Below are 23,263 nucleotides of genomic sequence, written 5' to 3'. Positions count from 1 at the left end.
TGGCGCGCGGATCGACTCCGAGCCGACGACACACAGATCCACGCACTCATAGACGCCATGACCGGGATAGTCCGCAACGGGCTCACCCCAACCCTGCCCGAACGGTCACGGATGTACCACCGCCGCCGAGTTCGTCTGCGGCGATCCACGTACGCCAACGCCTGTGCGGGAACCCGGGTGGGAACCCATCGGGCTGCGACTGCCCGTCGAATGGGGTCAAGGCTTGTTCCGGGGCCGGGGGTGCGGCAGGATCGGAAGCGAGGACCGAAAGCCATGAACAGCGAGACCCCCGACTGGCGCAGCAACGGGGTACGAGTTATCCCGCCCGATTCGCTCGACCCCAACACACCGCAGACTCCGGGCATGCACCGGGCCGCTGCCATTACCCACGACCGCACCGGCGCCGACAAGATCTGGGCGGGCACGGTCACGATCCGTCCCGGCGCCCGCACCGGCGCCCACCATCACGGTGAGCTGGAGAGCGTGATCTACGTCCTCCGCGGTCGGGCCGCAATGCGGTGGGGCGAGCGCTTGGAGTACACCGCGGAGGTCGGGCCCGGCGGGTTCATCTTCGTGCCGCCCTACGTGCCGCACCAGGAGATCAACGCCCTCGACGACGAGCCGTTGGAGTGTGTGGTGGCGCGCAGCGGCCAGGAACCGGTGGTGGTAAACCTGAACATCGAGGGCGTGCCCGACCCCGAGCATGTGCCCTGGATCGACCCCGTCCACCCGGCGCCGGGCAACTCCGTCACGTAAGCCCCTCGGTAAGTTCTGGGTCCGCATCGGTCGTTCGGTCGGTTCGAACAGGCGGACAATCGCCTGGTGCGACGCCCGCCGCACCTGCGCGTCCTCGTGAAGATCGCCGGATTCTGCCCCGGGTGAACGCGTCGATCTGGCCGGGGGAAGGTCCTGCCTGCTCGTCGACACCGGACGTTATCCCAACTCCATATCCGAAAGCGCGTGGACAACGCTCGCGCCGCCGTGCTGTACCTCGGCGGTGTGGGTGCGATCGCTGCCGCGATGACTGCGACCGTGTTGCGGACCTCGGGGCTGCCGCAGGTCGTGGTGCCCACCGTCGGCGCGGTCTGTCTCGCCGTGGTGACGTTTGTCGCGGCTCGCTTCCTCACGCCCGCCGAGTTCCGCCGCTGGTCCCGCGCTCGCGCGGTGGCGGAGAGCATCAATCAGGTGATCTACCGGTTCCGCGCGCGAGCACGCCCTTCCGTGCGGAGACGGTGCCCTGCTGAGGCTGCACCGTGCGGTCGCCGAGATCGAGGAAGCCGCCGACGATCCGCCGCACATCGCGCGACACACAGCACTGCGGCCGACATGGTTGAGTGCCGATACGCAGGCCGACCTGACGAAACTTCCGCCATCCACCAGGACCGACCCCTTCCCGCAAGTTCTGCCGCACGACCGGTGAAAGTGTTCAAGAACCTGGACGAACACTTCGCCGGCTTCCTCCACCTCGCAGCCGCACTCACCCGCTTCAAGAAGCACTCCCCATGAGACACACTCTCATGGGACCGTGTATTGGATCGGCGCAGAAGTGTGGCGATGCCCTGATTCCACAGTCGGCAGTGAGAACGCGCCGGGGTCACTCTCGGCGGCGTTTGGCGCGGGCGGCGAATTCGTCGAGGACACGGACGACGTCCTTGGCTTGCCAGATCCGGTTGCGTCGTCCGTCGGTGATTTGGGTGAGTATTCCGGCGTCGACCAGGCGGTCGATCGCGATTTGCGCGTTGGCGCCGGTGACCCCCAGCGTGGAGGTGACGAGTTTGCTCTCGACGACCGGTTGGCGAAGGAGGAGGTCGGCGAGGCGGTGTACCGCCGCGTCTCGTCGCGCCGTCACCCGGGTGTGCCAGTCGGCTCGAACCGTTTCCAGGTCCCGGACGAGGGTGCGGCCGTTGGCGATGGCGGCGAATGATGCTTCCGCGATCGACCGCATGATCGGCTCGAGGTTGCCCGACCGGTACTCGTCGAGGGCTTGGAAGTAGGTGGCGGTGTCGTGCAGGAGGCCCGCGGACACCGGTACGGCGACGCTGCGGGCGAGCTGTCCGCCGCGCAGCATCGCCTGGATCAGGGCGCGACCGACGCGCCCGTTGCCGTCTGGGAACGGGTGGATGGTTTCGAACTGTGCGTGTGCGACCGCTATCTGGGCGACCACGGGTACGTCGACGCGGTTGGCGAAGGCGGTCAGGTCGTCGATCAGTTCGGGAACGCGGTCGTGGTGTGGGGGGACGAATTGCGCGGTGTGTGGTGCGAGGCTTCCGCCGCCGATCCAGACCTGCTGTTGCCGCCATCGGCCGGCGATGTTCGGATCGCCGTGTTCGAGCAGTGCCCGGTGCATCTGCAGGATCGCGTCGGCGTCGATGCGGTCGGACAACTCCAACGCGGCCTGCATGGCCCGGACGTTTCCGACGATCAGGCGGGCGTTGCGGGAGGCGTGCTCGCCGAGTTCTGCCAGCGCGATCTGGCGGGCCCCGCTGGTGAGGTTCTCGATCTCTGAGCTCGATGCACTCTCGGTGCGCAACAGAATGGATGCGAACGGGGCGGTGATGTGGCCGACCTCGGCGTCGAAGCGGGTGAGTTCGGTCGCCGCTTCCTCCGTCAGTGCCTGCAGTTCGCCGTTCAGTGAGATGGTCCGGTTCGCGATGAATGGCGGTACCGCCGCGCGGTAGGGGCCGGCGGTGAGGCGACGTTCGCGTCGAGATCCGTAGTCGCCGGTGGTGCTGACCCAGGGATGCTCCTCGTGGGCGACGGGCGGCCACCGCTGTCCGTCATCAACCGATGTCATATCCGGACCATACTATTGGTTAGTAATTTATCCAATGGTATGGGTGGTGTACGATTCCCGAACGGGCGCGGCTGGCACACGCCGCTGTCGAATACATTGAGCACTTCACCACCAATGAACCCGCCGCGAGTGCTTACGAGCTGGCCTTTTCGGGGACTCGGGAAGATCACGTGGCTGCATGCTCAAAGCCGGGATGGCATAGCGGCTTACGCCGCGAGATGTTGGTCAACAGGGCAGGAGCCTTTTGCAGGCCAGAGCCAATTCGACCTCCACAGTGGAGAGCTTGATCGGCGAGCGCAGTCGCAACACAATCGGCGCGTAGCACTCGAGCGAAGAGCTGTCCTCCGCTCACAGCGTGACGGGTGACGGCTCACGCCTGGTGTGGAAGGTCGTTCGCAGGTTCGATGTGGTGCCGTTGACCCGGGATTTGGATATGTGGGTCGACGACGAGAGCGCGATCCAGGTGGACTCTGAGGTGAATCTGACGGCAATTGCGCGCGCCCACGGGGCGATCTGGCAGCCGTTCTGCGGTGCCATGGCGGGGCCCCGGCACACGACGGCACCGGAGCCGTGGTGTGCCTGTCTGACGCCCAGCAGTAGGTGGGTGAGATGGCGGTGTCGGCGGTGGACCGAGTTGGGCGTGACGGGGCACGGTCATAGTTGTTGCGACTGAGTCGTGCACGCTCTCGTGCGCTGCAACGACGGGCAGTTTGTTGTGCTCGGGTTGTCCCGACGAGACGCGTCGGGCATCGACTCGTTCGCCGGCACCGCTGTGGGGCACCGTCGCCCTTTGCGTCTCTGGTGATTCCGGTGCGATCCTTTGGCCGTGGGGTGCCTGCACGCCCTTGCATCTACGGATGGTCGAGACCGGCCGGAGGCTCGGTGATCAGTGTGCCCTGGATTGGGCTGCTACCTGCCGACGTTTGATCAATCCCCATTAGGCGGCACGGTGCCAGTGCTGGCACCTCGATGAGGGCCTGCCCTCATCGAGCTGACGTCAGCAATCCAACGATTGCAATCGCAATTACCGAGGCGACACCACAGATTGTCCACGCCTGCACAGCGGTCCGGCGCCAGTGGGGAGTGTGGATCCTGATGGACGGCGCGGGGGCAGTCCTGAATTCACTGATACTTGACTGTTCGGGTTCATTGCTGTGACGGTGCGACATCGCATCCGCGGCGAGCGCTGCGCTGAGGGAGGCGACCACCACAATCAACGTGACGGCGATGACCACAACAGTCCAGGGCATATGGCTACCGAGCCTTTACGATTTCTGGGACGTCGACGGGATGTGGTCGACCCGGGCGTGGGGCGCGAATGGAGAGGGTCGAAGCATCACCGGTGCCGCGATGAGGCCGGCGAATGTCGCGGCGACAATCGCTGCGGTGGCGCCCAGTGAGTTGGTGACCATCCAGGCGGGCATGGCTACAGAAAGCGAGGCAACCGCACCGCAGCCTGGATGGGTGAAGCGTTCTGTACCGCCGGGTCTCCACTGCTTCATGGGTAGCGAGGGATGCATTCCATGCTCCTTTCGCAAGGGATCGATGCAGGCGGTTCTGAAATCGGGTCTGATTGGCAGGCCGCCTGTGGGGTTTGTCTGTCCCCTCCGGTAACGATTAAGGGTGATTTGGATCACAATTTAGTTGCAGGGCTTCGTTTGTACCGCATTGCTGTCGGGAGCGCCACTAGGCAACTGTCCATGTTCAGAACGCCCGAAACCCTTCCGTATAACACGGGATCGCCGACATTGACCGCCGCCGGTGCTGGCTAAGCTCACTTTGCGTGGGGATTGAGTTGGTCAAGCGTTCTACGGGGACCGAACGAATACGCACCCGTGGCGTAACGCGGACGCCGACCAGCGACCTGCACAGAGAGACGGGCTTCGCACTCGTCGTTCATCGTGTTCGAGGGCGCGACCGCTACTTTCCCGCGGTGCGCCGGGTGTAGAGATCCGGATGGAGGGCCGAACCAGAATGTGAATCGCTGACATTCCTGGTCGAGTGGTGCAATACCGAGTCGTTGCAGCGTGTTCCATTCGGCCTGGAGATGGGACTTTCACGTGTGGGAGCGGCTGGGGCTCAGTGTGATCGGCGCCGAGTACCCGCCTGGCCGGTGAGCGTCGAGGTCGATTCGATGTGGCATGGCGATCGATACGACAGCCGAACTCGGCATGAGCGCTCCCGGGAATGAACGGACATCAACGGGACCTAAGACTCTTTGCAAGTGCTTTTGCCGAGCCTACGATTCCGCGGGTGACACTCGGCTCCCTATCCATGGCCCTCCTACGCGTGAACTATCGGCTGGCGCGGCTTCCGCTACAACTGATTGAAGACCTGGCGGTGTCGCGGCTCGACGAACAGGAGCCGATACGGCTTGCCTACGAGCAGATCCTGATCGGCTGCGACCGTGCAGCGGCGTACCTGCTCAACGATGAGAACGCGGCAAGGTGCGCGACGGACCTCGAGCGGCGGACCACCTCGGTGCGACTGCTGATTGCTCGTGAAGATCATCGCGTCCGGCGCCGTGGTGTGATCTTGCTCGATGAGCAGCGTGAGCGGTTTCATCGACGCCGGCAGAAGGACGCGGGTTCGCCGCAGTGACGTGTGCCGGTTTCGCCGTTGCGGTGGTGTGAGGTCGGCACAGCGTTCGGCTACTGACTCCCACGGTTCATCCGATGTGAAATCGTATCGCACGTTACTTCCGTGATCACTGGCTAGCAGATCGCGTATTCGTGCTGCGTTGATGGGGGAAGTGTAGGTGTACGGCCAGTCGCTCGCGTGGAACTGTGTGGACTTTTGTTCGGGTGCGGTCTTCCCAACTCTCGCAATGACGATCGTAATCCACGCTCGGTTCTCGACATCACGGGACTGTCGAATCCTCCTGCCGGAAGGTGAATTCGGTCCAAAGGAGACCTGATGCCTGTATTGCCGGGCTTGGATGCACCATGCACAGCACTCCGCGATCGATTTGTGCTGCGGGTTGGATTTCAACGGCGCGGAGCTGACGGCATATCTGCGTGACGAATCCATCGACGTAGGTGGCAGGCGGTATAGACGCCTTCGAGAACATCTGCTGGTGGCTGTCGGACTCACCATCCCCATCTTCGGACAGATCACCGACAGCTGACGCACTGCTCCCACGTTCCGGCCGGTACAGGGACCGTCGGGAAACGGTGGCCCCGACGTCGTGACCCGCCGGTACGGCGGATACATGCACCCGGACAGCACGTTCGACACCTTTCACATCATCGTGTCCGAATGGGACGAATCCAGATGGCCCTACCGGGCCGTGCAATTTCGGGTACAGGACGCCGCTTATCTTCGCTTGCCAAGTGCTCCCGCATGCTCGCCGACCTGGCCGGCGGTCACGGTGATCGCACCATCGGTCAGCGGATGCGGGAATACACTCGGCCACCGGTATTGATTATCGATGATTTCGCGATCCGTTGCGAAATCCCCACCGGATAGATTGCACGCTGACAAATGGCCGACGGGGGCCACACCCGCATGGGGTGACATCTGACCTGTGAAAATCAGTCTGCACGCTGAAAGGATGCTGCAATGCCGAAGCCGTTCCCCGAGGGTTCCACCGCGACGTAAGTGCGGTCGCCCGCAAGCGCGAAGCCCCGCTGAATCAGATCGCCGCGACCACCGTGGTGCTGCCGTCGCTCGGTGAAAACGTCACGGCGGCGACTATCACCCACTGGCTCACATCACGAGGTGACCGCATCGAAGGGGGGAACCGTTGCTCGAGGTGTCCACCGACAAGGTCGACACCGAGGTCCGTCGCCGACGGCCGGAATTCTCGTTGAAATCCTCGCTTCAGAGGACACTGTCGTCGAGGTCGGCGGCCCACTGGCGATGATCGGAGCGAACGCAGCGGAGGTGACACTGCCGGAACCCGCGCCCATCGTCGAACCGGTGACGGTGTCCGGCGCGGACCGCGTCGAGAAGCTACCACGGATCCGCCGCACCATTGCCCGGAGAATGATCGAATCACTATACACAGCAGTACAATTCACGACAGTCGTCGAGGTCGATGTCACCAGGATCGCCCGCTTGTGGGACCGGGAAAAGCGGTGTTCCACGCACGCACAGGTATGAAGCTTCGTTCCTGCCGTTCTTCGTGGCCGCCGCTGTCGAATCGCTCGGCGACCATCCGGTGATCAACTCCTCGCTCGACGCCGAGTGCACCGAAGTCACCTACCACGGTGCCGTCCACCTGGGGATTGCCGTCGACAGCGACAAGGGACTGATGGTGCCCGTCATCCGTGACGCCGCAACGTTGGGAATTCCCGACCTCATCCGGTCCATCGCCAGTGTCGCGGACAGTGTGCGTGCGGGCACGGTCCGCCCCGACGATCTGTCCGGCGGCACCTTCACCACGACCACCGCATCGTCGAAGGCGTCGACGCCGACGCCGCCCGCTACCTCACCACGGTGCGGCAACGGCTGGAAACGGGCTTTGGCCATGCAGCTCTGCATCAAGCACAGGTTGAACTCGAACCAACCTGACAATCTCCATTTGTCTCAATCGATCTGGGCCAACGCGCGAGGCGAGACGGACCAGTTGTTGCCGTTGCTGTCACTCGTCCTTCGGCGAGACGAAATCGAGATGGCGGCCCAGCGGTGCGGCCGCGGTCCCGGCGCCGACGACGAGGGTGAGCGCGGCGATGGCGCCGAACCCGGCGGTGAGTGTGGCGACCGCGGCGACGCCTCCGACGAGTAGTGGTCCTCCGGCGTCGCCGAGTTCGCGTCCGAGTTCGGCGGCACCCATGGTCTGTCCCATCCTTTCGTCGGGGGTCGCGCCGGCCAGCGCCGCAAAAGCCAGCGGGGTGATCAGTCCCGTGCCGGTGCCGATGACCACTGCGGAAAGCAGCACACCGAGCAGGCCGGGGAGCATCGCGCACCCGAGTCCGGTGGCGGTTATCAGCAGGCCCAGCGCGGTTCCGGCGCCGGCCGAGATGCGACCTGTGTCCAGTGCCCGCCCGGCTCGCGGCTGCACGAGGGCGGCGCAGGCGGCGAGGACGGACACGGCAGCGCCGGTCGCCACCGAGTCGAGCCCGGCGGCGGCACCGGCGACCGGCAGGAATCCCACTCCCACCGACAGCGCCGAGGTTGCGAACGCGAGTGCGACGGTGGGCCGGAGAAACGCCCGATCCGTCAGTCGGCGTGCCAGGTCCAGGACGGTCTGCCGGTCGCGCGGCAGGGGTGGCAGGGCGGGCACCACGCGCGCCGCCCATGCCGCGATGGTGAGCGCGAGGGCGGTCATCACCGCGAACAGCAGTGTGAGGCCGCTGAGCCACACCAGCACGCCGCCCAGCAGTGGGCCGAGCGTGTAGCCGAGGCTCTTGTAGAAGCCGTATGTTCCGAACGCGGTGCCGTGCCCGGCTTTCGGGGTCATCCGTGCGACCAACGCACTTGCGGCCGGGGAGAACGCGGACGCGGCAGCGCCCTGCCCGATCCGGGCCAGCCACAGCCAGTTCGAGTCGCCGACCACGACGAACAGGGCGGAGGCTGCGGCGAATCCGAGGAGCCCACCGAGCAGGACCGGTCGGGCACCGATCCGGTCGGCGAGTGTCCCGAACACGGGTTTGAGCACTACCTCGGCGCCGTCGTACAGCGCCAGCAGCAGACCGAGGTACAGGAGGGAGCCGGCCGGGTCCTCGAGGTCGAAGGCGAGGTTCGCCGCGACGGCATGCGCCCCGAAGGCCGTGGTGAAACCGGCCGCGTACAGCGGCCACATCCGCCACCGCGCGGCTGGCGACGCGGCTCCGGTCATGGCCGTTCGCTGTCGGCGGCGGGTTCCGTCAGCCAGCGCGCTCCGGCTCCCTCACTCGTCACCAGGAAAATGTAACAGCGGCTACATCGGACGAAGTCCTGCGCGTTACGTCACTCGGTCGCCGATCGTTCAGCGGAGGGCGGTCCCGCGACGAAGTCGGCCAGCGAAAGTGTGGCTGTTCGGTCGTGTCGGTTGCGGATGAAGATGGTTCGGTCGGTCAGGTTGGTCACGGTGGTGCACAGGGTGGCGAGCGGGTCGTCGCCCGCGGCGGTGCGGTGCACACCGGTGGGAACGGGGGACCCGGTCAGGACTCGATCGAACCAGTCGACGTCGGGTTCCAGGGCCGGGGTGATGTCTTCGAGGACCCTGCCCCGGGCAAGGCTCTCGTCGCGTTGCCCGAGGTTGGCGGTGGCGGCATCGGCCGGCGCCCGGTCCGGCGAGTTGGGCATGAACCGGATGTGGTTGGTGTGCCATTCGAATGCTCTCTCGGGTGAGAGTTCACGGACGGCGTGACGCCCCGCGGCCGTTTCGACGACGGCGACGCGACCGGTGTCGGTCTCGCCGATCGTGTACGCGAAGCCCCCGGCGCTGGGGTGAGTGCGCAGAAAATCGACGGCGTCGGTGAAGGTGGTGCACTGCTGCAGTCCGCGGGCGACGAAATGGCGGCCGGGAGCGAAGATCGGAGTGGTGACCTGGATGTGGTTGATGCCCCACACCAGTCCGGCGGCGTTGGCGGCGAGGGTGTTGGAAGGCACGAACCCGGGATACCACTCGACGGTGACCGGCAGGTCCCCGTCGATGTGCAGGGTCAGGAGCATGAAATGTCCGTCGAGGGCGGGAGCGCCGTCCTCGTTGTGCGCGATGAAGGACGACGTGCCGCGCCAGGCGAGGTCGGTGCAGCCGGTGCCGTCGTCGACGCCGACGTCGCCGCGCAGATTGGCCAGCAGCAGGTCCTCGTAGGGCAGCGCGGCGCCGGCAGCGAGCGCACGCAGTTCGGCGGTGAGGTGCGGGAACGCCTGTTCGGTGGCTGTCACCACGTCGGTCAGGATGCGTCGTCCGCGACCGCTGCGGGTGAAGGCGTGCAGGCCTTCGCGTTCGGGCAACTGGTTCTGCACGGCGGTGATCGAGGCGCGGGCGTACTCACCGAGCAGGGTGAACGCGGCGGTGCGTTCACCCGTCACCACCACCCATCGCAGTCCGGCGACCGTGGTCTCGTCGATGTGGGCGTTCATCGTCCGCTGAACTGCGGGGTTCGCCGTTCGAGCACGGCCCCGACTGCCTCGTGGTGGTCTTCGGTGTGATGCGCGACCGCCTGCATGGCCGCCGACAACTCGAGGATGCTCTCGAGGCTCTGGTGCTGCCCTTCGCGCAGCAGTCGCTTGGTCATCCGCAGCACGTGCGGCGGGTTCGCCGACACCCGGGATGCGAGTTCGTGGGCGGCGGTCAGGAGGTACTCGGGCTCGGTGACCGCGGAGACCATGCCCCACTCGAGTGCGGTGTGCGCGTCGATCGCCTCACCGGTGAAGGCCATCTCGCTGGCGCGGGCCATGCCGATGGCGCGGGGCAGCAGCCAGGCGCCGCCGTCGCCGGGGATGATGCCGACCTTGACGAAGCTCTCGGCGAATTTTGCGGTGGTCGAGGCGATCCGCAGGTCGCACATCATCGCCAGGTCGCAGCCGGCTCCGATGGCCGCCCCGTTCACGGCGGCGATCGTCGGGATCTCGCAGTGATACAAGGCTTTCGGGATGCGCTGGATGCCGTGCCGGTAGCCTTGGCGCAGTTCTGCGGGTGACCCGCCGAACATGCCGTCCTTGTCGCGCATGTGTTTGACGTTACCGCCGGACGAGAACGCGGAGCCGGCGCCGGTGAGGATCGCCACCCGCACGCTCGGGTCGCGGTTGACCGCGGTGACGGCCTCCTCGAGCGCGTCGATGGTGTCGGCCTCGGAGATGGGATTGCGGGCCTCGGGGTTGTTGAGAGTCCAGACGACGGTGTCGCCGGTGCGGTCGGTCAGCAGGGGGTCGCTCATGCGTGTGCTCCAGAGAGTTTGTCGGACAGTACGATCCGCACGTCAACCGGGACGATTCCGGTGTCAGAGGCGATGACGGGGTTGAGGTCGAGTTCGCTGATTTCCGGGTGCGCGGCGACGATGTCACCGACGCGGACGAGGAAGCGGGCCAACGCTGTCCGGTCGATCACCGGAAGGTGGCGGTAGCCGTCGAGCATGCGGGAGGCGATGGTCTCGTCTACCATCTCGTGGGCTTCGATCTCGGTGAACGGTGCCGCGCGGAAGGTGACGTCCTCCAGGGCTTCGACCATCACGCCACCGCTGCCGAACGCCACCACCGGACCGAAGATCGGGTCGTGGGTGGCGCCGACGAGCAGTTCGACGCCCTGATCGGCCATCGGGGTGACGACGATGCCGTCGATCACCGCGCCGCGCACGTTCTCGGCGACCGCGTCGATGATCGCCTGTGCATTCTCCGCGGCGCCGGCGCCGACCACGTTCAATTTCACGCCGCCGACGTCGGACTTGTGGATCACCTGTGGCGAGACGATCTTCAGTGCACACGGCCGCCCGTATCCGGTGACCGCGGTGACGACCTCATCGATGGTGCGGGCGAAGGTCCATCCGCCGATGTCGACCCCGGCGTCCTCGACGAGGGCGCGGGCGGTGGGCTCGTCCAGGATCCCCGTGCCCACCGCAGCACGTGGTGCTGGGGCGGGGAGGGTGAGGGACGACCGCTGCGACGCGGTGGCGAGTCGTCGTCCGCGCCGGTCGAGGGCGGCGACCACCCGGACGGCATGGTCGATGGAGTTGATCACCGGAACCCCACCGGCCCGCAGGCGGTCGTGGTTGGAGACGATGTCCCCGGCATAGCAACTCTGTACCAGCAGGGGAACCCGGTGGGCGGTGGTCAACTCGAGGAGTCGCTCGGCGGTGGCGTCCTCGGCGGCTGTCAGGCTGGCGTCGAACCGCAGGTGATAGCCGCCGTACAGTCCCACGATCAGCACCAACCCGACTGCGGGATCGCTCATCAGGGCGTCCACCGCGTCGGCGAACACCGTGGGATCGGCATCGCTGGCCCCGGCCACGTCGACAGGGTTGACCACCGACGCCGGCCCACCCAGCAGATCACGCAGGACCTGCTGGGTCCGCTCACCGATCTGCGCGAGTTCGATCCCGCGCGCGGTCAGTGCATCGGCGGCCAAGGTGGCGTGGCCGCCGCCGTCGGACAGGATGGCGACCTTGCCGCCTGATGCGATCGGCGCGGTGGTGGCCATTGCTCCTGCGACGACGGCCAGTTCGTCCGAGCGGTCGACCAATTCCACGCCGGCCTGGCGGAGGACCGCGGTGGCGACGGCGTCCGAACCGGCGATCGACCCGGTATGGGAGAGCGCCGTGCGCTGCCCGATCTCGGAGCGGCCGCCGCGCAGCATTACCACCGGCTTGTCCTCCACCGCGCTCGCCGCGGCGACCAGGAACGCCCGGCCGTCCGCGAAACCCTCCGAGTGGATGGCGACGGCGCCGGTGCGGGTGTCGCGCGCGAGTTCGGTGACGCATTCGTCGTAGCGGACGTCGGCCTGGTTGCCGAGGCCGATGTAGGCGTGGAAGCCGGGGCCCTTCAGAGCACGGTTGTCGTTGACCAGGGACAGCAGCATGTTTCCGCTCTGGGTGACCACGCTGATCGGGCCCGTGGGCACGTCCTGCAGGCCCACCAGGTTGGCGCCGGTGGAGACGTTGAGCATTCCCGAGGTGTTCGGGCCGATGACCCGGATACCGGTCTCGGCGATCGCTCGCGCCAGCGCGGCGTCGAGCTCGGCGCCCGAGTCTCCGGTTTCCTTGAATCCGTTGGCCAGCACCACCGCTCCGGCGATGCCGACGGCCGCGCAGTGGCGCAGGGCGTCGGGCACGGCGGCGCCGGGAAGCGCGATGAGAGCGACGTCGACGCCGTAGGGCAGTCCGTCGATCGAGGGGACGACCTCGAGGCCGAGGATCTCGGTTGCTTTCGGGTTGACCGGGTACACCGGGTGCGCGTACCCGGCCTGCTGCAGAGCGCGCACGGCCTGGAAACCGCGCTTGGTCGGGCTGGTCGAGGCACCGACGATCGCAATGGAGCGGGGATCGAACAGGCGCTGGAGCGCCGTGCGCGTCTCGGCCGGCAGGGTCTCGGCGACCGCGACGGAGGAAGGCTGAGCCATCGTTGTCATCTCTACTTTCCCTGGAAGATCGGAGTGCGGCGTTCGGCGAATGCCGCCACGCCTTCGGCCCAGTCCTGCGTGCCCATCAGCGCCAGCAACTCCTGGGGCTCGGTCTCGAGGACGACGTCGAGGGGGTCGTTACGCCGCAGCGCTGCCTTCATCCGGGCGAGCGAGAGCGGGGCCTTCCCGGCGAGCGTGTCGGCGAGCGCGTGCGCCGCGTCCAATAGTGCGTCGGCGGCAACTGCCGAGTGCGCCAGTCCCCACTCCACCGCCTCGGCGCCGGTGAAGCGTTCGCCGAGGATCAGCATGTCGGTGGCCCGCCGCAGTCCGACGAGGCGGGGGAGTCGGTTGGTGACACCCCCGCCGACGAAGGTGCCGATGCTGACCTCGGGGAAGCCCAACTGGGCGTCCTCGGCGACGACGAGGAAGTCGGCGCTGACCGCCATCTCCGCGCCGGCGCCGAGTGCGTAGCCGTTGACCGCGGCAACCACCGGGGTGTCCATCGATTGGATCTGCTCGCACACTCTCTGGCCAAGGTCGAGATAGCGAGCCTGCTCCTCCCGGCTGCGGGTGCCGGACTTGTGGGCCTTCAGATCGGCGCCGACGCAGAAGGCGCGGCCTGCACCGGTGATCACGACCGCGCGCACGTCCGGATCGGAATCTGCCGCGACCAGTTCGTCGATCAGCGTCTGGTACAGCTCCTCGCTCACCGCGTTGAGGCGGTCGGGGCGGTTCAGGGCCAGGGTCGCGGTCGAACCCGAACGGGTTGCCAGGACGGTCGTCATCGTCTCACGTCTCTTTCTCGTCGATCTGGCTGTAATGCGTTGTCCTGCTGACGGTGTGGCCGCAGGGTACTGCCCGTCGGGGTGCTTCCGAGAGGGGCCGCTGTGATCCATATAACCGCATCCAGGCTGTCGATGCAAGAAAAGTTGCAAAAATGTGAGTTGACGCAAATTGGGGAGTCCTTCATTCGTGTCGGGAACCTGGTTGTCGTTGTGGCACTTGATGATTCCGGTCGAGTGCGGATCGCTGGACGCAGCGGGGATGCTCATTTCGGGCGACGTCCGAGCGTCGACCGTTCGGCGTCTAGCCAGGTGAGAGGGCGTTTCCGTGAACGCAGTAATGAATTGCATTGAGTGGCATATATGCAAATGGACTTGCATCCAGCGCAGATGACGTGTTTCATGGCTGGCACGCAGTTACCTGGGTCACATCCGCGTTTCACGGAAGAAGGCATCGTGCCAACCTCGATTTCCAGCTCGGAAAACCTCGAGCACTCCATCAACACTCGTCAGCTGACGATGATCGGCATCGGCGGCGTCATCGGTGCCGGCCTGTTCGTCGGCAGCGGCAAGGCGATCTCCTCCGCAGGCCCGGGCATCGTCCTGGTCTATCTGTTCACCGGGCTCCTCATCATCCTGGTGATGCGGATGCTCGCCGAACTGGCCACCGCGAGCCCCGAGACCGGTTCGTTCTCGACCTACGCCTCCCGCGAACTCGGTTCGTGGGCAGGGCTTTCCGTTGGGTGGCTCTACGCATATCACTGGTGCGTGACCGTCGCCTTCGAGGCGATCGCCGGCGCCGCGATCACAAACCAACTGATCCCCGCCGTGCCCACCTGGCTGTACGCACTGATCTTCATGACCGCGTTGACCGGGGTGAATCTGGCGGCGGTCACCTCCTTCGCGCGGTTCGAATTCTGGTTCGCCATGATCAAGGTGACGGCGATCGTGCTGTTCATCGGTATCGGCGTCGCCGCGATCTTCGGCGTCCTGCCGCACTTCGACTCGCCCGGCACCTCGAACCTGCTCGGGCACGGTGGGCTGTTCCCGAACGGTGTCACACCTCTGCTGATCGCCACCTTGACGGTGTTCTTCTCCTACTTCGGCACCGAACTGGTCACCATCGCCGCTGGTGAGGCAAAGGACCCTGTCACGGCCGTCCGCAAGAGCATGCGCAGCGTCGCCTGGAGAATCCTGATCTTCTACGTCGGCTCCATCCTCGTCGTCGTCACGCTGCTGCCGTGGGACACCGCCGAGGTCACCAAGAGTCCGTACACCGCCGTGCTGAACCTCCTCGGCCTGCCCGGCGCGCACACCATCATGAACCTGGTCGTCCTCACCGCGGTGCTGTCCTGCCTGAACTCGGGCATCTACTCCTCCTCCCGGATGCTCTTCTCGCTGGCCCGCCGCGGGGAAGGCCCCCGAGTGCTCGCCCGGACCGGTAAGTCCGGAGTTCCCGTGAAGGCGGTGCTCGCAGCCTCCAGTGCCGGATTCGTCGCGGTCATCGCGAACTACTTCCTGCCCACCGGGGCCGTGTTCACCTTCCTGCTCAGCTCGTCCGGCGCCGTCGCCGTGGTGGTCTACCTGTGCATCTGCGGTACGCAGATCGTCGGCCGCCGCAAGAAGACCGCGGAGGAGACGGCTGCGTTACCGGTCAAGATGTGGGGCTTCCCCTGCCTGTCCTATGTGGTTGGCGTCATCCTGCTCGCCATCGTCGTCGGTATGGCGTTCACTCCCGCCACTCGAACGCCCTTGGTGCTGACCATGATCGTCACCGCCCTGGCCGTCGCCGCGGGCCTGATTCGCCAGCGACGCACCACCGTGCCGGCCGGAAACGGCAATACCACGCTGACCGAATCTCGCCGGCAGTAGCCTTCGCGCACAAGGAGAGTGGGTGCATCCGATCGGATGCACCCACTCTCCTCTGGCGGTCTAAGCGTGGATCGGCTACTGCGGCTTGCCTGTTGCGGCATCGGTGACATACACGCTGAAGCTACTCAAGAGCTTCTCCTCCTCGAGGAGGGTTTCGCGCACCCGGTGTCCGAGAAGTTGTGCGACGCCGCCGGACATGGCCTGAGCCAGCGAGGTGAACGCTGTCATCGACCGCAACACCGAGGCGCTCGACGCGTCGATGTAGAAGGTGTCGTGCGCCGATGCGGCAAGCGGAGAGCTGGCATTGTCGGTGAACGCGATGACGTGTGCACCGCTGTGCCGCGCCCACTCGGCGGCCCGAACTGTGTCGACGCTGTAACGGTGGATGGACATCGCCACGAAGCAGTCGCCCTCGCGGACCCGACGCAAATCGTCGGTCAGCGAACCGACGCTGGCGTTGACCGTCTCCACGTCCTCGCGAAGCATGCGCAGCAAGTATCCGAGCAAATACGCCGGGGCGTGGCACTTGCGCAATCCCATGACGTGCACACGCGGAGCCCGGGCGAGGTGTTCGACCGCTGAATCCCAGGTGGAATCCTCGATCCGGGCGAACGTGCGGGCGATGTTGGCCTGGTCGAGGGCGACGGTCTGTTCCAGCAGCCCGGCCCCGTCCGCGGCCATGTGCTCGAGGTTGTCGAAACGGCGCAGCAGCTGCGCCTGCTCCTGGAGGCGTTCGCGGCACAGGCGCGTCAGCCCGGGATATCCCTTGAGTCCCAGTCCCGTCGCGAACCGTACGACGGTGGCCTCGTTGACGCCGACCGCGGCCGCTAGTTCCGAGATCGTCATGAACGCCACCGCCTCAGGGTCGGACATCACCCGCTCGGCGATTTTCTTGTGCGACGGCGACAACGTGCCCTCGCGCTGACGAATCTCGGTGAGCAATTCCTCGAAGGTCGCAGGACCCGCCGTCTTGGACTTCGTGGCCATGCGCGCCCTCTTCTCCTCGGGAACCGGTGGGTGATCACAGTCGAGCTAACGCCATCGTAATGGTTGCGATCTTGCTTCAAGACGTGCCACTGCAATTGCCGTTGCACTCTTTGGGTGTTCATCGCGAAACGGCTAGATCGGGTCTCTCGTGATGCCTTCACCGTCGCTTACGGGCGATTGAGCGCGGGCGGTCCAGGGTAGTCGGCTCAGTAGTCCGCACGGTCAAATCCATCCGTGGGAGTCGACGATGATGACCAGGCTGCAGGTCGCGATCGCGGTGATCGTGGGATATTGGCTGGGCCGGGCCCGCCACACGAAGCTTGTCGCGGCGGGTGCCGGACGCCTTGCAGGCAGCCCGCAGGAGATGGTCGACCACGCCGCGAAGCTGCTGGAGGCATCGCCCGAGTTCGTCGCCCTCGACGAATCGGTGCGCGGTCAACTCCTCGATGCCGTGAGGGTGGCGGCCGTGACCGCCGGCACCGCCCGGAGCGACGTCGACATCGACCGTCTGCTCCCAAGCAGCGGTGACGACATCCTCCGGACCGCCGAAGACCTGGCCGAGGGCGCCGTGGACCAGGTCGAGGATGTCCCCGCCGATGACGTGGAGACCGACGGAGACGACGACACCGACGACGAGGAACCGGTCGCCGACGCGTCCGTCGCGGACGCTTCTACCGCAGATGAGGGGAGTGCTGCGGCGCCTCCACCGTCCACTGCCGAGGTCCGGGCGTGGGCCCGCGAACACGGCTTCCCCGTCTCCGACCGCGGACGACTACGCGCCGAAGTCTGGGATGCCTACACCGACGCCCACCCTGAGCGTTAGGCCCGAGTCTCGGGAGCCAGCACGATGTCGAAATTGGTTCTGGCCCAGCTGCGGTCATTCAGTTCGCGTCCATTCGGGGTGGGTGTGCCGACGGGTTGCTGCTCGAAGTGGGTGATCAGCGAGTCCTTGACGCCGAAGACGGAGTCTCCGATGTCGATCTGCGGATCGCCGGCGACGAAGATGTGGGTGACCAGCGTCCGCTGGTGCGGTGCGGAGACCATGAAGTGCAGGTGCGCCGCCCGCACGGGGGAGCGGCCCGTGGCCTCGAGCATCCGGCCGACCGGTCCGTCGTGCGGGATCGGGTACGGGACCGGTGTCAGCCCCCAGAATCGGTAGCGTCCGTTGTCGTCGGAATACAGGTGGGCCCGGCCGGTGATCCGGTGGTCGTCGTACTGGACGTCGTAGTAGCCGTCCTCGTCGCATTCCCACACCTCGATGCGGGCGTGGGGGACGGGACGGCCGTCGGTGTCGGTGACGCTGCCCTCGATCCAGCACGGTTGTCCGGTCGCACCGCCGGCGATGTCACCACCACAGGGGATTTCGGGTGCGTCGTCGACGAAGAACGGACCGAACACGGTCGCCTCGGTGGCATCATGGTCGGCCTGATTGTTCACCGCGATCGTCTGCATGGAAGCGCCCAGCACGTCGGAGAGGAGGACGAACTCCTGCCGCGTGTCATCGGTGATGTGCCCGCACTCGGTGAGAAACGTGATGGCGGTATTCCATTCGGCCTCGGTCAACCGGACCTCCCGGATGAAACCGTGCAAATACTTCACCAGGGACTGCATGAGCTGCCGCAGTCGCGGATCCGCGGTGCCGGCAAACGAGGCGGCCACTCGTGCAACGAGTTCCTCCTCCACCGTTTGCTGCTCGTCGCTCTGTGTGCTGGCTGAGTCGGGTGCAGTCGTGGGCTGCTCGGTCATGATCGGCTCCGTGCGTTCGGATTCGTGGTCATCGTTCTCGGATCGGATCCGCGCTGTGCCGCGTCGAGAAGGCGCCGAAGTTCCTCGGCCGTGACGGGGCGGGGGTTGCTTGTCGGCACCACCGGCAGGATCGCCTCGACCGCTTGGTCGATATCGGTGGAGCGGAATCCGTAGTCGTGCAGCGCTGTCGGAGCAGCGAGTTGCTGCCGCAGCCGCTCGAGGCCATCGACGGCTGTGGACGCCCCGAGAGCGGAGGCAATGCGACGTTCGGCTTCCGGGGCCGCAGCGGAGTTGAAGGCGAGAACGTAGGGCAGCACGGTGGCGTGGGTCTGGGCATGCGGGAGGTCGAAGGCGCCGCCGAGAACGTGGCAGATCTTGTGATGCAACCCGGAGCCGGCGGACGCGAAGGCAACCGCGGAAAGGTAGGCCCCGTACAGGGCCTGTTCACGGCCGGGAACATTGTGCGGGTCCGTCGCGATCGCGGGCAGGCCGGCGGCCAGTGCCCGAATGCCCTCCACTGCCAGGGCGCCGTTGATCGGGTCGGCGCGGGGCGCCCACATCGAGTCGATGCAGTGCGCGAGCCCGTTCACACCCGAGGCGACGGACAGCTCCACCGGGAGCGAGAGCGTCAGCTCGGCGTCGTAGATCACCGACACCGGAAGCACCCGGTCGTCGATGCCGGTGGTCTTGCGCGATGCCTCGGTCAGACCCCACACGTTCGTCGCTTCCGAGCCTGCGTAGGTGGTCGGGACCGCCACGATCGGCAGTCCCGTGGTCAACGCCACCGCTTTCGCGAGCCCGGTGGCCGACCCGCCACCGACGCAGACCACGACGTCGACGTCGTGTGCGATGGCCGCTGCCCGGGCCCGTTCGGCCACCGATACCGGCACGTGCATCACCACCTCGTCGTGGCGATACACGCCCGGCAGGTCGGCGATGACCTGTTCGGCGCGCCCGGCCTCGGCCGCCGAGGCGATCACCATCACCCTGGACGCGTGCAGGCGGGCGACCTCGCCGGCGAGCATCGCTTTCGCCTCGCCCGCGGCGAAACAGACACGCTGCGGCAGGGTTTCGTGTTCAAAACGCATGGTGCGTGTTCCCTTCGCTCAGTGAGAGTCGGTCGGCGAACCAGTCGGCAACGACGTCATTACGTTCGTCGGCGTGGTTGTAGAGGGTGTGCTCACCATCGTCCCAGACCCGCAGGGCCACGTCGCCGCCTGTCACTCCGTCGAGGAACGGTTGCTGGTCCTCCATGGTCACGAGTGGATCGGCGCCTCCGTGCAGTACCAGTAGTGGACACCGTATCGATTCTTTGCCCGGGTCGAAGCGCAGACGGGCGAAGTTCGCCGTGATCGCGGCCTCGTCGGTGGTGCCCAGCATGGCGGCGGCCTGCTCGGTGAACGTGCGGAACGGGAGCAACCGGGGCGCGGCGAACGAACCGTTGACACAACATGCGCGGACGGCGGGAGTGCGGGCGGCAGTCAGTGCCGCGAACAGTCCGCCGACACTGTTGCCCCACACCCCGACCGGGCCGCCGGCCTGTTCGGTCGCGTATCGCACGAAGTGGCCGTACGCGTCAGCGACGTCGACGTCCAGGTAGATCCCGTGCCGCAACCGCGTCTCACCCTGCCCGGGGCCCTCGGCCAGAATGGTCGCCACCCCGCGTTCGGCGAGCGCGTCGGCGTATCGCAGATACGTCGCACCCCAACCGCTCTGGCCGCCGAACACCACCACCGTGCCCACCGGAGTGCCCGTCGGCTGCACATGCCAGCCGACCAACGAACCACCCGCGAAAGGCAATTCGACCTTCCGTATCGACGACGGAACCACCGCGGCTGCCGCGGCGACCGCGGCCCCGAATCTGTCGTACAGCTCCCGTTTGCGGTCCGTGTCCGAATTGATCGCCATCTGCGCGAACACGAAGGCGGCGGCCGCGGCCCGGAACTGCTGCCGGGCGGTCACCGCGTGCCCGGACCCCAGCGCGCACTCGGCCAGCTCCAAGCGGTGCTCACCCAGGCGTTCGGCGGCCACATCCCAGTGGTCGCCGGCGAGGATCGCCTGTTCGAGGAGGACGACATCGGCGTAGAGCATGCCGCCGTCGAGCAACCGGGTGGCAGGCATCGCCCGACGGTGCGCCGCATTCTCCGCCGAGAGCGCAGCGTCGATGACGGTGTCGGTCACAGTGCGGCTCCCTCGGGTCGGCGGGGCGGCACCTCTGCAATGCCCAACGCGGCACGCAGCCCATCGACGAGTCCGGGCAGCTCCGGCATCGTTCCCGCGCCGTAGAGATGGAAATCGGGTCGCGCGAGGAACGCCTCGATTCCGTGCGCGGCCAGGTAGTCGGTGTAGGTCCCGTCGACGTCGGTGAACGAATGCGCGCTGCCCGGCTCGATTGTTGCGAGGACGGCGCCGAGCGAATTCAGGAAGTCCAGGTGGTCGGCATCGAGCACCGCGCGGGGAGCGGTTGTCGTGACGACGACGAAGCCCCACCCGAGTACGTCGTCGAAGCGGCCCACCCGGTCGCCGACCGCGATGACGCCTTGCGGTGACAACGTCCCCGCCAACGGTTGCGGTGTCCCGTCCGCCGTGGTGGCGACGATCCCGGTCGTGAGTATGGGAAACGGTGGCATCGGCGGAACGTCGCCGCGCCTGAAGGCGGCATCGCGGGCGGCCGCAGCCTCGGGATCCTTCAGATTCGCGACCCGGCCGAGTTCGACCGCGCACCGCTGGATGACCTCGACGTGGGGCCGGCGTTCGGTCTCGTAGGTATCGAGCAGCTCGGGGCCCGCCCGACCGGACAACACCAGATCCAACTTCCATGCCAGCGCGATCCCGTCCCGCATCCCGGAGCACGCGCCCTGGCCCATGTACGGGGGCATCGTGTGCGCGGCGTCCCCGGCGAGCAGCACCCGACCGCTGCACCAATTGTCGGCGGTGCGGGCAGAGAAGGTGTAGATGATCTGCCGCAAGATCCGGATATCGTCCGGTCCCAGGCCGTGCCGCTCGCGGAACCACGACCACGCGAATTCCGTGGACTCCATCTCCTCGGGATCGTCGCCGGGCAACACCGCGACCTCGAATCGCTGCCGGCTGCGTCCGATCGGCATGAACATGTTCGGGTGCGCCGGATCGCAATACTGCCGAGTGACTTCGAACTCGGGACCGAGCGGACGGAGACACTCGGTGTCGATGTTCAACCAGCGGTCCTCGACGTGTAGGTCCGAACGTTCGATGCCCAACGCGTTGCGCACGAAGCTGTTGGCGCCGTCCGCGCCCACCACATACCGCGCGGTCACGGTCCGGTCCTCGGCTCCGCTGGACCACTGCTCGTCCCGATCCCGTTTCGACGGCCGCACCTCGAGCGCCACTTGGCCTGGCTCCTGCCCGACGGCGACGACACCGACTCCCTGGTTGACCTCCACATTCGGGTACGACCGGACGCGCTGATCGATCGCCGACTCGATATCAGGCTGGTACATCGAGTAATGGGCCTCGAAACCACTGGACTGCCCGGACCAGTCCACCTCGAGCAACAATTCGCCGTCGCATCCGCGCCACTCGTACACCTGCTTCGGGGACGCATCACGCAGCGCGAACTCGATATCGCCTGCCGCCTGAACGATCCGCGCGGTCTCGCCGTCGATGTGAGTCAGGCGCGGAAGACCGTACAGATCCGGCCACCGCTCGAACACCACCACTCGGTGGCCCGCGCGACCGAGAAGCGACGAGAGCACAAGACCGGTCGGCCCGTATCCGACCACCGCGACATCGAAATCTGGGGACACCACAACTCCTTGCTACCTGGGGCTTTCTGCCCGTTGCCACGAAGCTACGAGGGTGTGATCCGGGTCGCTATCCGCAACGCGCCAGCGGTAGCCGCATCACGCCACGAACTTTTCGGCCGCACCGGTGCGGACGCTCAGCCGGGATACCATCGGGATGACCGGGCGCTCGATCGGACGAGGTTGACGTGGGCACTCACCAATTCGATATGCACAGTCCTGGACACGCCGCCACGTTGCCGGGCCCATTGGCGCGCCACGACACACTCGACACCGCCAGCGTCGACGAGTTCCGCCACCAGGCCTCCAGCCTGCTCAGCGAGCACCGCATCCGGCGTATAGATGCGGTCGACACGGCGCCGTTCCGGGGCCGGGTGCGTGCGGCGTCGCTCGGCGACCTCCAACTGGTTTATCTGGAACAGGGCATCGGCATCGACGTCGACATCCTCGAACACCTCGACTACTACGACCTGATGCTCGCAGTGGAGGGCACCAACCGGATCACCTGCGACGACGCTCGCACGCACGTCGGGCCTGCCCACGCCGCATTGCTGTCGCCGAGGATGCGCGCCCGGATGCAGATGGACGCGTCGTACCGGCAGATGCATCTGCGCATCGAACAATTCGCCCTCGACCGTCGACTGGAGTGCCTGATCGGACGGTCGGTTCCCGCGCCGGTGATCTTCGATCTGTCCGTGGATCTGACGACGCCCCAACTGTCGACCTGGATGTCGTCACTGCAGGTACTGATCCGCGACCTGGACGCGGACGGTGGCCTGACCGCCCACCCCTTGGCCGCCGCGAGCGTGCAGGACATGCTGCTCACCGGTCTGCTCCTCGCACAGCCACACACCTACTCGGCTGTCCTCCACCAACACGATCAGCCGCGGCTCGCCCGCCGTGCACTCGCCCGCGCGGTGGATTACTACGAACAACACCTCACCGAGCCGGTGACGATCGGCGACGTCGCCCAGCACGTCGGTGTCAGCGTGCGGTCGTTGCAACGCGCGTTCCAGGAGGATCTGGGCACGTCCCCGAGCCGCTATCTCCAATCGCTTCGACTGGCCCGGGTCCGAGAGGATCTTCTCGCACCAAGCGGGCCGGACGTGGAGTCGGTGACCGACATCGCCTACCGGTGGGGATTCGTTCACCTCTCCCGCTTCGCGGCAGCGTACCGGCGACGATACGGCGAAACCCCTTCTGGCACAAGGGTCCGCGCGATCAACAGTTGACACACGGATCGGGTGTCTGCCCACATCTCATGATGTCTCGTCGAATTGCGCCGCAATACAAGGCGGTACGACCGGGTCGGGGC

General features: G+C 66.4%; 18 protein-coding genes and 2 pseudogenes. 9 read left to right on the top strand and 11 right to left on the bottom strand.

Features of this window, described 5'->3' with window-relative positions; genetic code table 11:
• Nucleotides 1-273 precede the first annotated feature (273 nt).
• On the top strand, nucleotides 274-756 hold the full coding sequence (locus tag I1A62_RS08620; protein WP_219458507.1) for a cupin domain-containing protein: 483 nt from the start codon (nucleotides 274-276) through the stop codon (nucleotides 754-756).
• A 204-nt stretch (nucleotides 757-960) separates the two neighbouring features.
• Nucleotides 961-1,506 carry a DUF4231 domain-containing protein gene (locus tag I1A62_RS47145; protein ID WP_192581967.1) on the top strand — a complete coding sequence of 182 codons (546 nt, stop codon included), beginning with the start codon at nucleotides 961-963 and terminating at the stop codon, nucleotides 1,504-1,506.
• Between the two features lie 88 nt (nucleotides 1,507-1,594).
• Here the strand turns inward: I1A62_RS47145 and I1A62_RS08610 are convergent, their stop codons facing one another.
• Nucleotides 1,595-2,794, bottom strand: coding sequence for a Fic family protein (locus tag I1A62_RS08610; protein ID WP_124393686.1), 1,200 nt, complete (start codon nucleotides 2,792-2,794; stop codon nucleotides 1,595-1,597).
• A gap of 2,253 nt (nucleotides 2,795-5,047) precedes the next feature.
• On the opposite strand from I1A62_RS08610, the gene I1A62_RS08605 reads away from it, so the two are divergent.
• The 4 genes and pseudogenes from I1A62_RS08605 to I1A62_RS46230 all read left to right on the top strand — a co-directional run.
• Entirely contained in the window at nucleotides 5,048-5,395 is a 348-nt protein-coding gene (locus I1A62_RS08605; protein WP_124393690.1) for a hypothetical protein, read from the top strand.
• Nucleotides 5,396-6,121: 726 nt separating this feature from the next.
• A pseudogene (locus tag I1A62_RS08600) lies at nucleotides 6,122-6,262 on the top strand (ATP-binding protein); the annotation flags it as partial.
• A 252-nt stretch (nucleotides 6,263-6,514) separates the two neighbouring features.
• Nucleotides 6,515-6,898 carry a 2-oxo acid dehydrogenase subunit E2 gene (locus tag I1A62_RS08595; RefSeq protein WP_219461765.1) on the top strand — a complete coding sequence of 128 codons (384 nt, stop codon included), beginning with the start codon at nucleotides 6,515-6,517 and terminating at the stop codon, nucleotides 6,896-6,898.
• A pseudogene (locus I1A62_RS46230) lies at nucleotides 6,834-7,124 on the top strand (2-oxo acid dehydrogenase subunit E2); the annotation flags it as partial. The gene I1A62_RS08595 and the pseudogene I1A62_RS46230, both read left to right, overlap by 65 nt.
• Before the next feature lie 255 nt (nucleotides 7,125-7,379).
• Here I1A62_RS46230 and I1A62_RS08585 read toward each other — a convergent pair.
• From I1A62_RS08585 to I1A62_RS08565, 5 genes are all read right to left on the bottom strand, one after another.
• Nucleotides 7,380-8,576 (bottom strand): MFS transporter, encoded by a 1,197-nt coding sequence (locus I1A62_RS08585; RefSeq protein WP_257890736.1) that lies wholly within the window; start codon nucleotides 8,574-8,576, stop codon nucleotides 7,380-7,382.
• Nucleotides 8,577-8,686: 110 nt separating this feature from the next.
• Nucleotides 8,687-9,808: a C45 family peptidase gene (locus I1A62_RS08580; RefSeq protein WP_219458506.1), complete on the bottom strand. Its 1,122-nt coding sequence runs from the start codon at nucleotides 9,806-9,808 to the stop codon at nucleotides 8,687-8,689.
• Nucleotides 9,805-10,605: a crotonase/enoyl-CoA hydratase family protein gene (locus I1A62_RS08575; RefSeq protein WP_219458505.1), complete on the bottom strand. Its 801-nt coding sequence runs from the start codon at nucleotides 10,603-10,605 to the stop codon at nucleotides 9,805-9,807. The genes I1A62_RS08580 and I1A62_RS08575 overlap by 4 nt, the downstream gene beginning before the upstream one ends.
• A complete protein-coding gene (locus I1A62_RS08570; RefSeq protein WP_219458504.1) occupies nucleotides 10,602-12,779 on the bottom strand; it encodes an acetate--CoA ligase family protein in 2,178 nt (725 codons plus the stop codon). Before I1A62_RS08570 ends, I1A62_RS08575 begins: the two co-directional genes overlap by 4 nt.
• Nucleotides 12,780-12,790: 11 nt before the next feature.
• A complete protein-coding gene (locus I1A62_RS08565; protein WP_124393694.1) occupies nucleotides 12,791-13,564 on the bottom strand; it encodes an enoyl-CoA hydratase/isomerase family protein in 774 nt (257 codons plus the stop codon).
• 453 nt (nucleotides 13,565-14,017) lie between these two features.
• Here I1A62_RS08565 and I1A62_RS08560 point away from each other — a divergent pair, with 453 nt between their 5' ends.
• Nucleotides 14,018-15,433 carry an amino acid permease gene (locus tag I1A62_RS08560; RefSeq protein ID WP_257890735.1) on the top strand — a complete coding sequence of 472 codons (1,416 nt, stop codon included), beginning with the start codon at nucleotides 14,018-14,020 and terminating at the stop codon, nucleotides 15,431-15,433.
• Between the two features lie 75 nt (nucleotides 15,434-15,508).
• Here the strand turns inward: I1A62_RS08560 and I1A62_RS08555 are convergent, their stop codons facing one another.
• Nucleotides 15,509-16,420, bottom strand: a complete 912-nt coding sequence (locus tag I1A62_RS08555; protein WP_219458502.1) for a MurR/RpiR family transcriptional regulator — start codon at nucleotides 16,418-16,420, stop codon at nucleotides 15,509-15,511.
• A 247-nt stretch (nucleotides 16,421-16,667) separates the two neighbouring features.
• On the opposite strand from I1A62_RS08555, the gene I1A62_RS46225 reads away from it, so the two are divergent.
• Nucleotides 16,668-17,243: a histone-like nucleoid-structuring protein Lsr2 gene (locus I1A62_RS46225; protein ID WP_308340763.1), complete on the top strand. Its 576-nt coding sequence runs from the start codon at nucleotides 16,668-16,670 to the stop codon at nucleotides 17,241-17,243.
• Here the strand turns inward: I1A62_RS46225 and I1A62_RS08545 are convergent.
• Genes I1A62_RS08545 through I1A62_RS08530 form a run of 4 tightly spaced genes read right to left on the bottom strand, consistent with a single transcriptional unit; the run spans nucleotide 17,240 to nucleotide 21,951 of the window.
• Nucleotides 17,240-18,166 carry a dioxygenase gene (locus tag I1A62_RS08545; RefSeq protein ID WP_219458501.1) on the bottom strand — a complete coding sequence of 309 codons (927 nt, stop codon included), beginning with the start codon at nucleotides 18,164-18,166 and terminating at the stop codon, nucleotides 17,240-17,242. The two genes, I1A62_RS46225 and I1A62_RS08545, sit on opposite strands and share 4 nt — an antisense overlap.
• Nucleotides 18,163-19,254 carry a maleylacetate reductase gene (locus tag I1A62_RS08540; RefSeq protein WP_219458500.1) on the bottom strand — a complete coding sequence of 364 codons (1,092 nt, stop codon included), beginning with the start codon at nucleotides 19,252-19,254 and terminating at the stop codon, nucleotides 18,163-18,165. Before I1A62_RS08540 ends, I1A62_RS08545 begins: the two co-directional genes overlap by 4 nt.
• Nucleotides 19,244-20,347 carry an alpha/beta hydrolase gene (locus I1A62_RS08535; protein ID WP_225858251.1) on the bottom strand — a complete coding sequence of 368 codons (1,104 nt, stop codon included), beginning with the start codon at nucleotides 20,345-20,347 and terminating at the stop codon, nucleotides 19,244-19,246. The genes I1A62_RS08540 and I1A62_RS08535 overlap by 11 nt, the downstream gene beginning before the upstream one ends.
• Nucleotides 20,344-21,951: a bifunctional 3-(3-hydroxy-phenyl)propionate/3-hydroxycinnamic acid hydroxylase gene (locus I1A62_RS08530; protein WP_219458499.1), complete on the bottom strand. Its 1,608-nt coding sequence runs from the start codon at nucleotides 21,949-21,951 to the stop codon at nucleotides 20,344-20,346. Before I1A62_RS08530 ends, I1A62_RS08535 begins: the two co-directional genes overlap by 4 nt.
• A gap of 206 nt (nucleotides 21,952-22,157) precedes the next feature.
• Here I1A62_RS08530 and I1A62_RS08525 point away from each other — a divergent pair, with 206 nt between their 5' ends.
• On the top strand, nucleotides 22,158-23,180 hold the full coding sequence (locus I1A62_RS08525; RefSeq protein ID WP_219458498.1) for an AraC family transcriptional regulator: 1,023 nt from the start codon (nucleotides 22,158-22,160) through the stop codon (nucleotides 23,178-23,180).
• Nucleotides 23,181-23,263: the final 83 nt, after the last annotated feature.

The organism is Rhodococcus sp. USK10 (genome assembly GCF_019378875.1).
GTDB lineage: Bacteria > Actinomycetota > Actinomycetes > Mycobacteriales > Mycobacteriaceae > Rhodococcus_F > Rhodococcus_F pseudokoreensis.
Note: the sequence above shows the minus strand (reverse complement) of the source record. Positions and strands in the feature narration are given on the sequence as shown.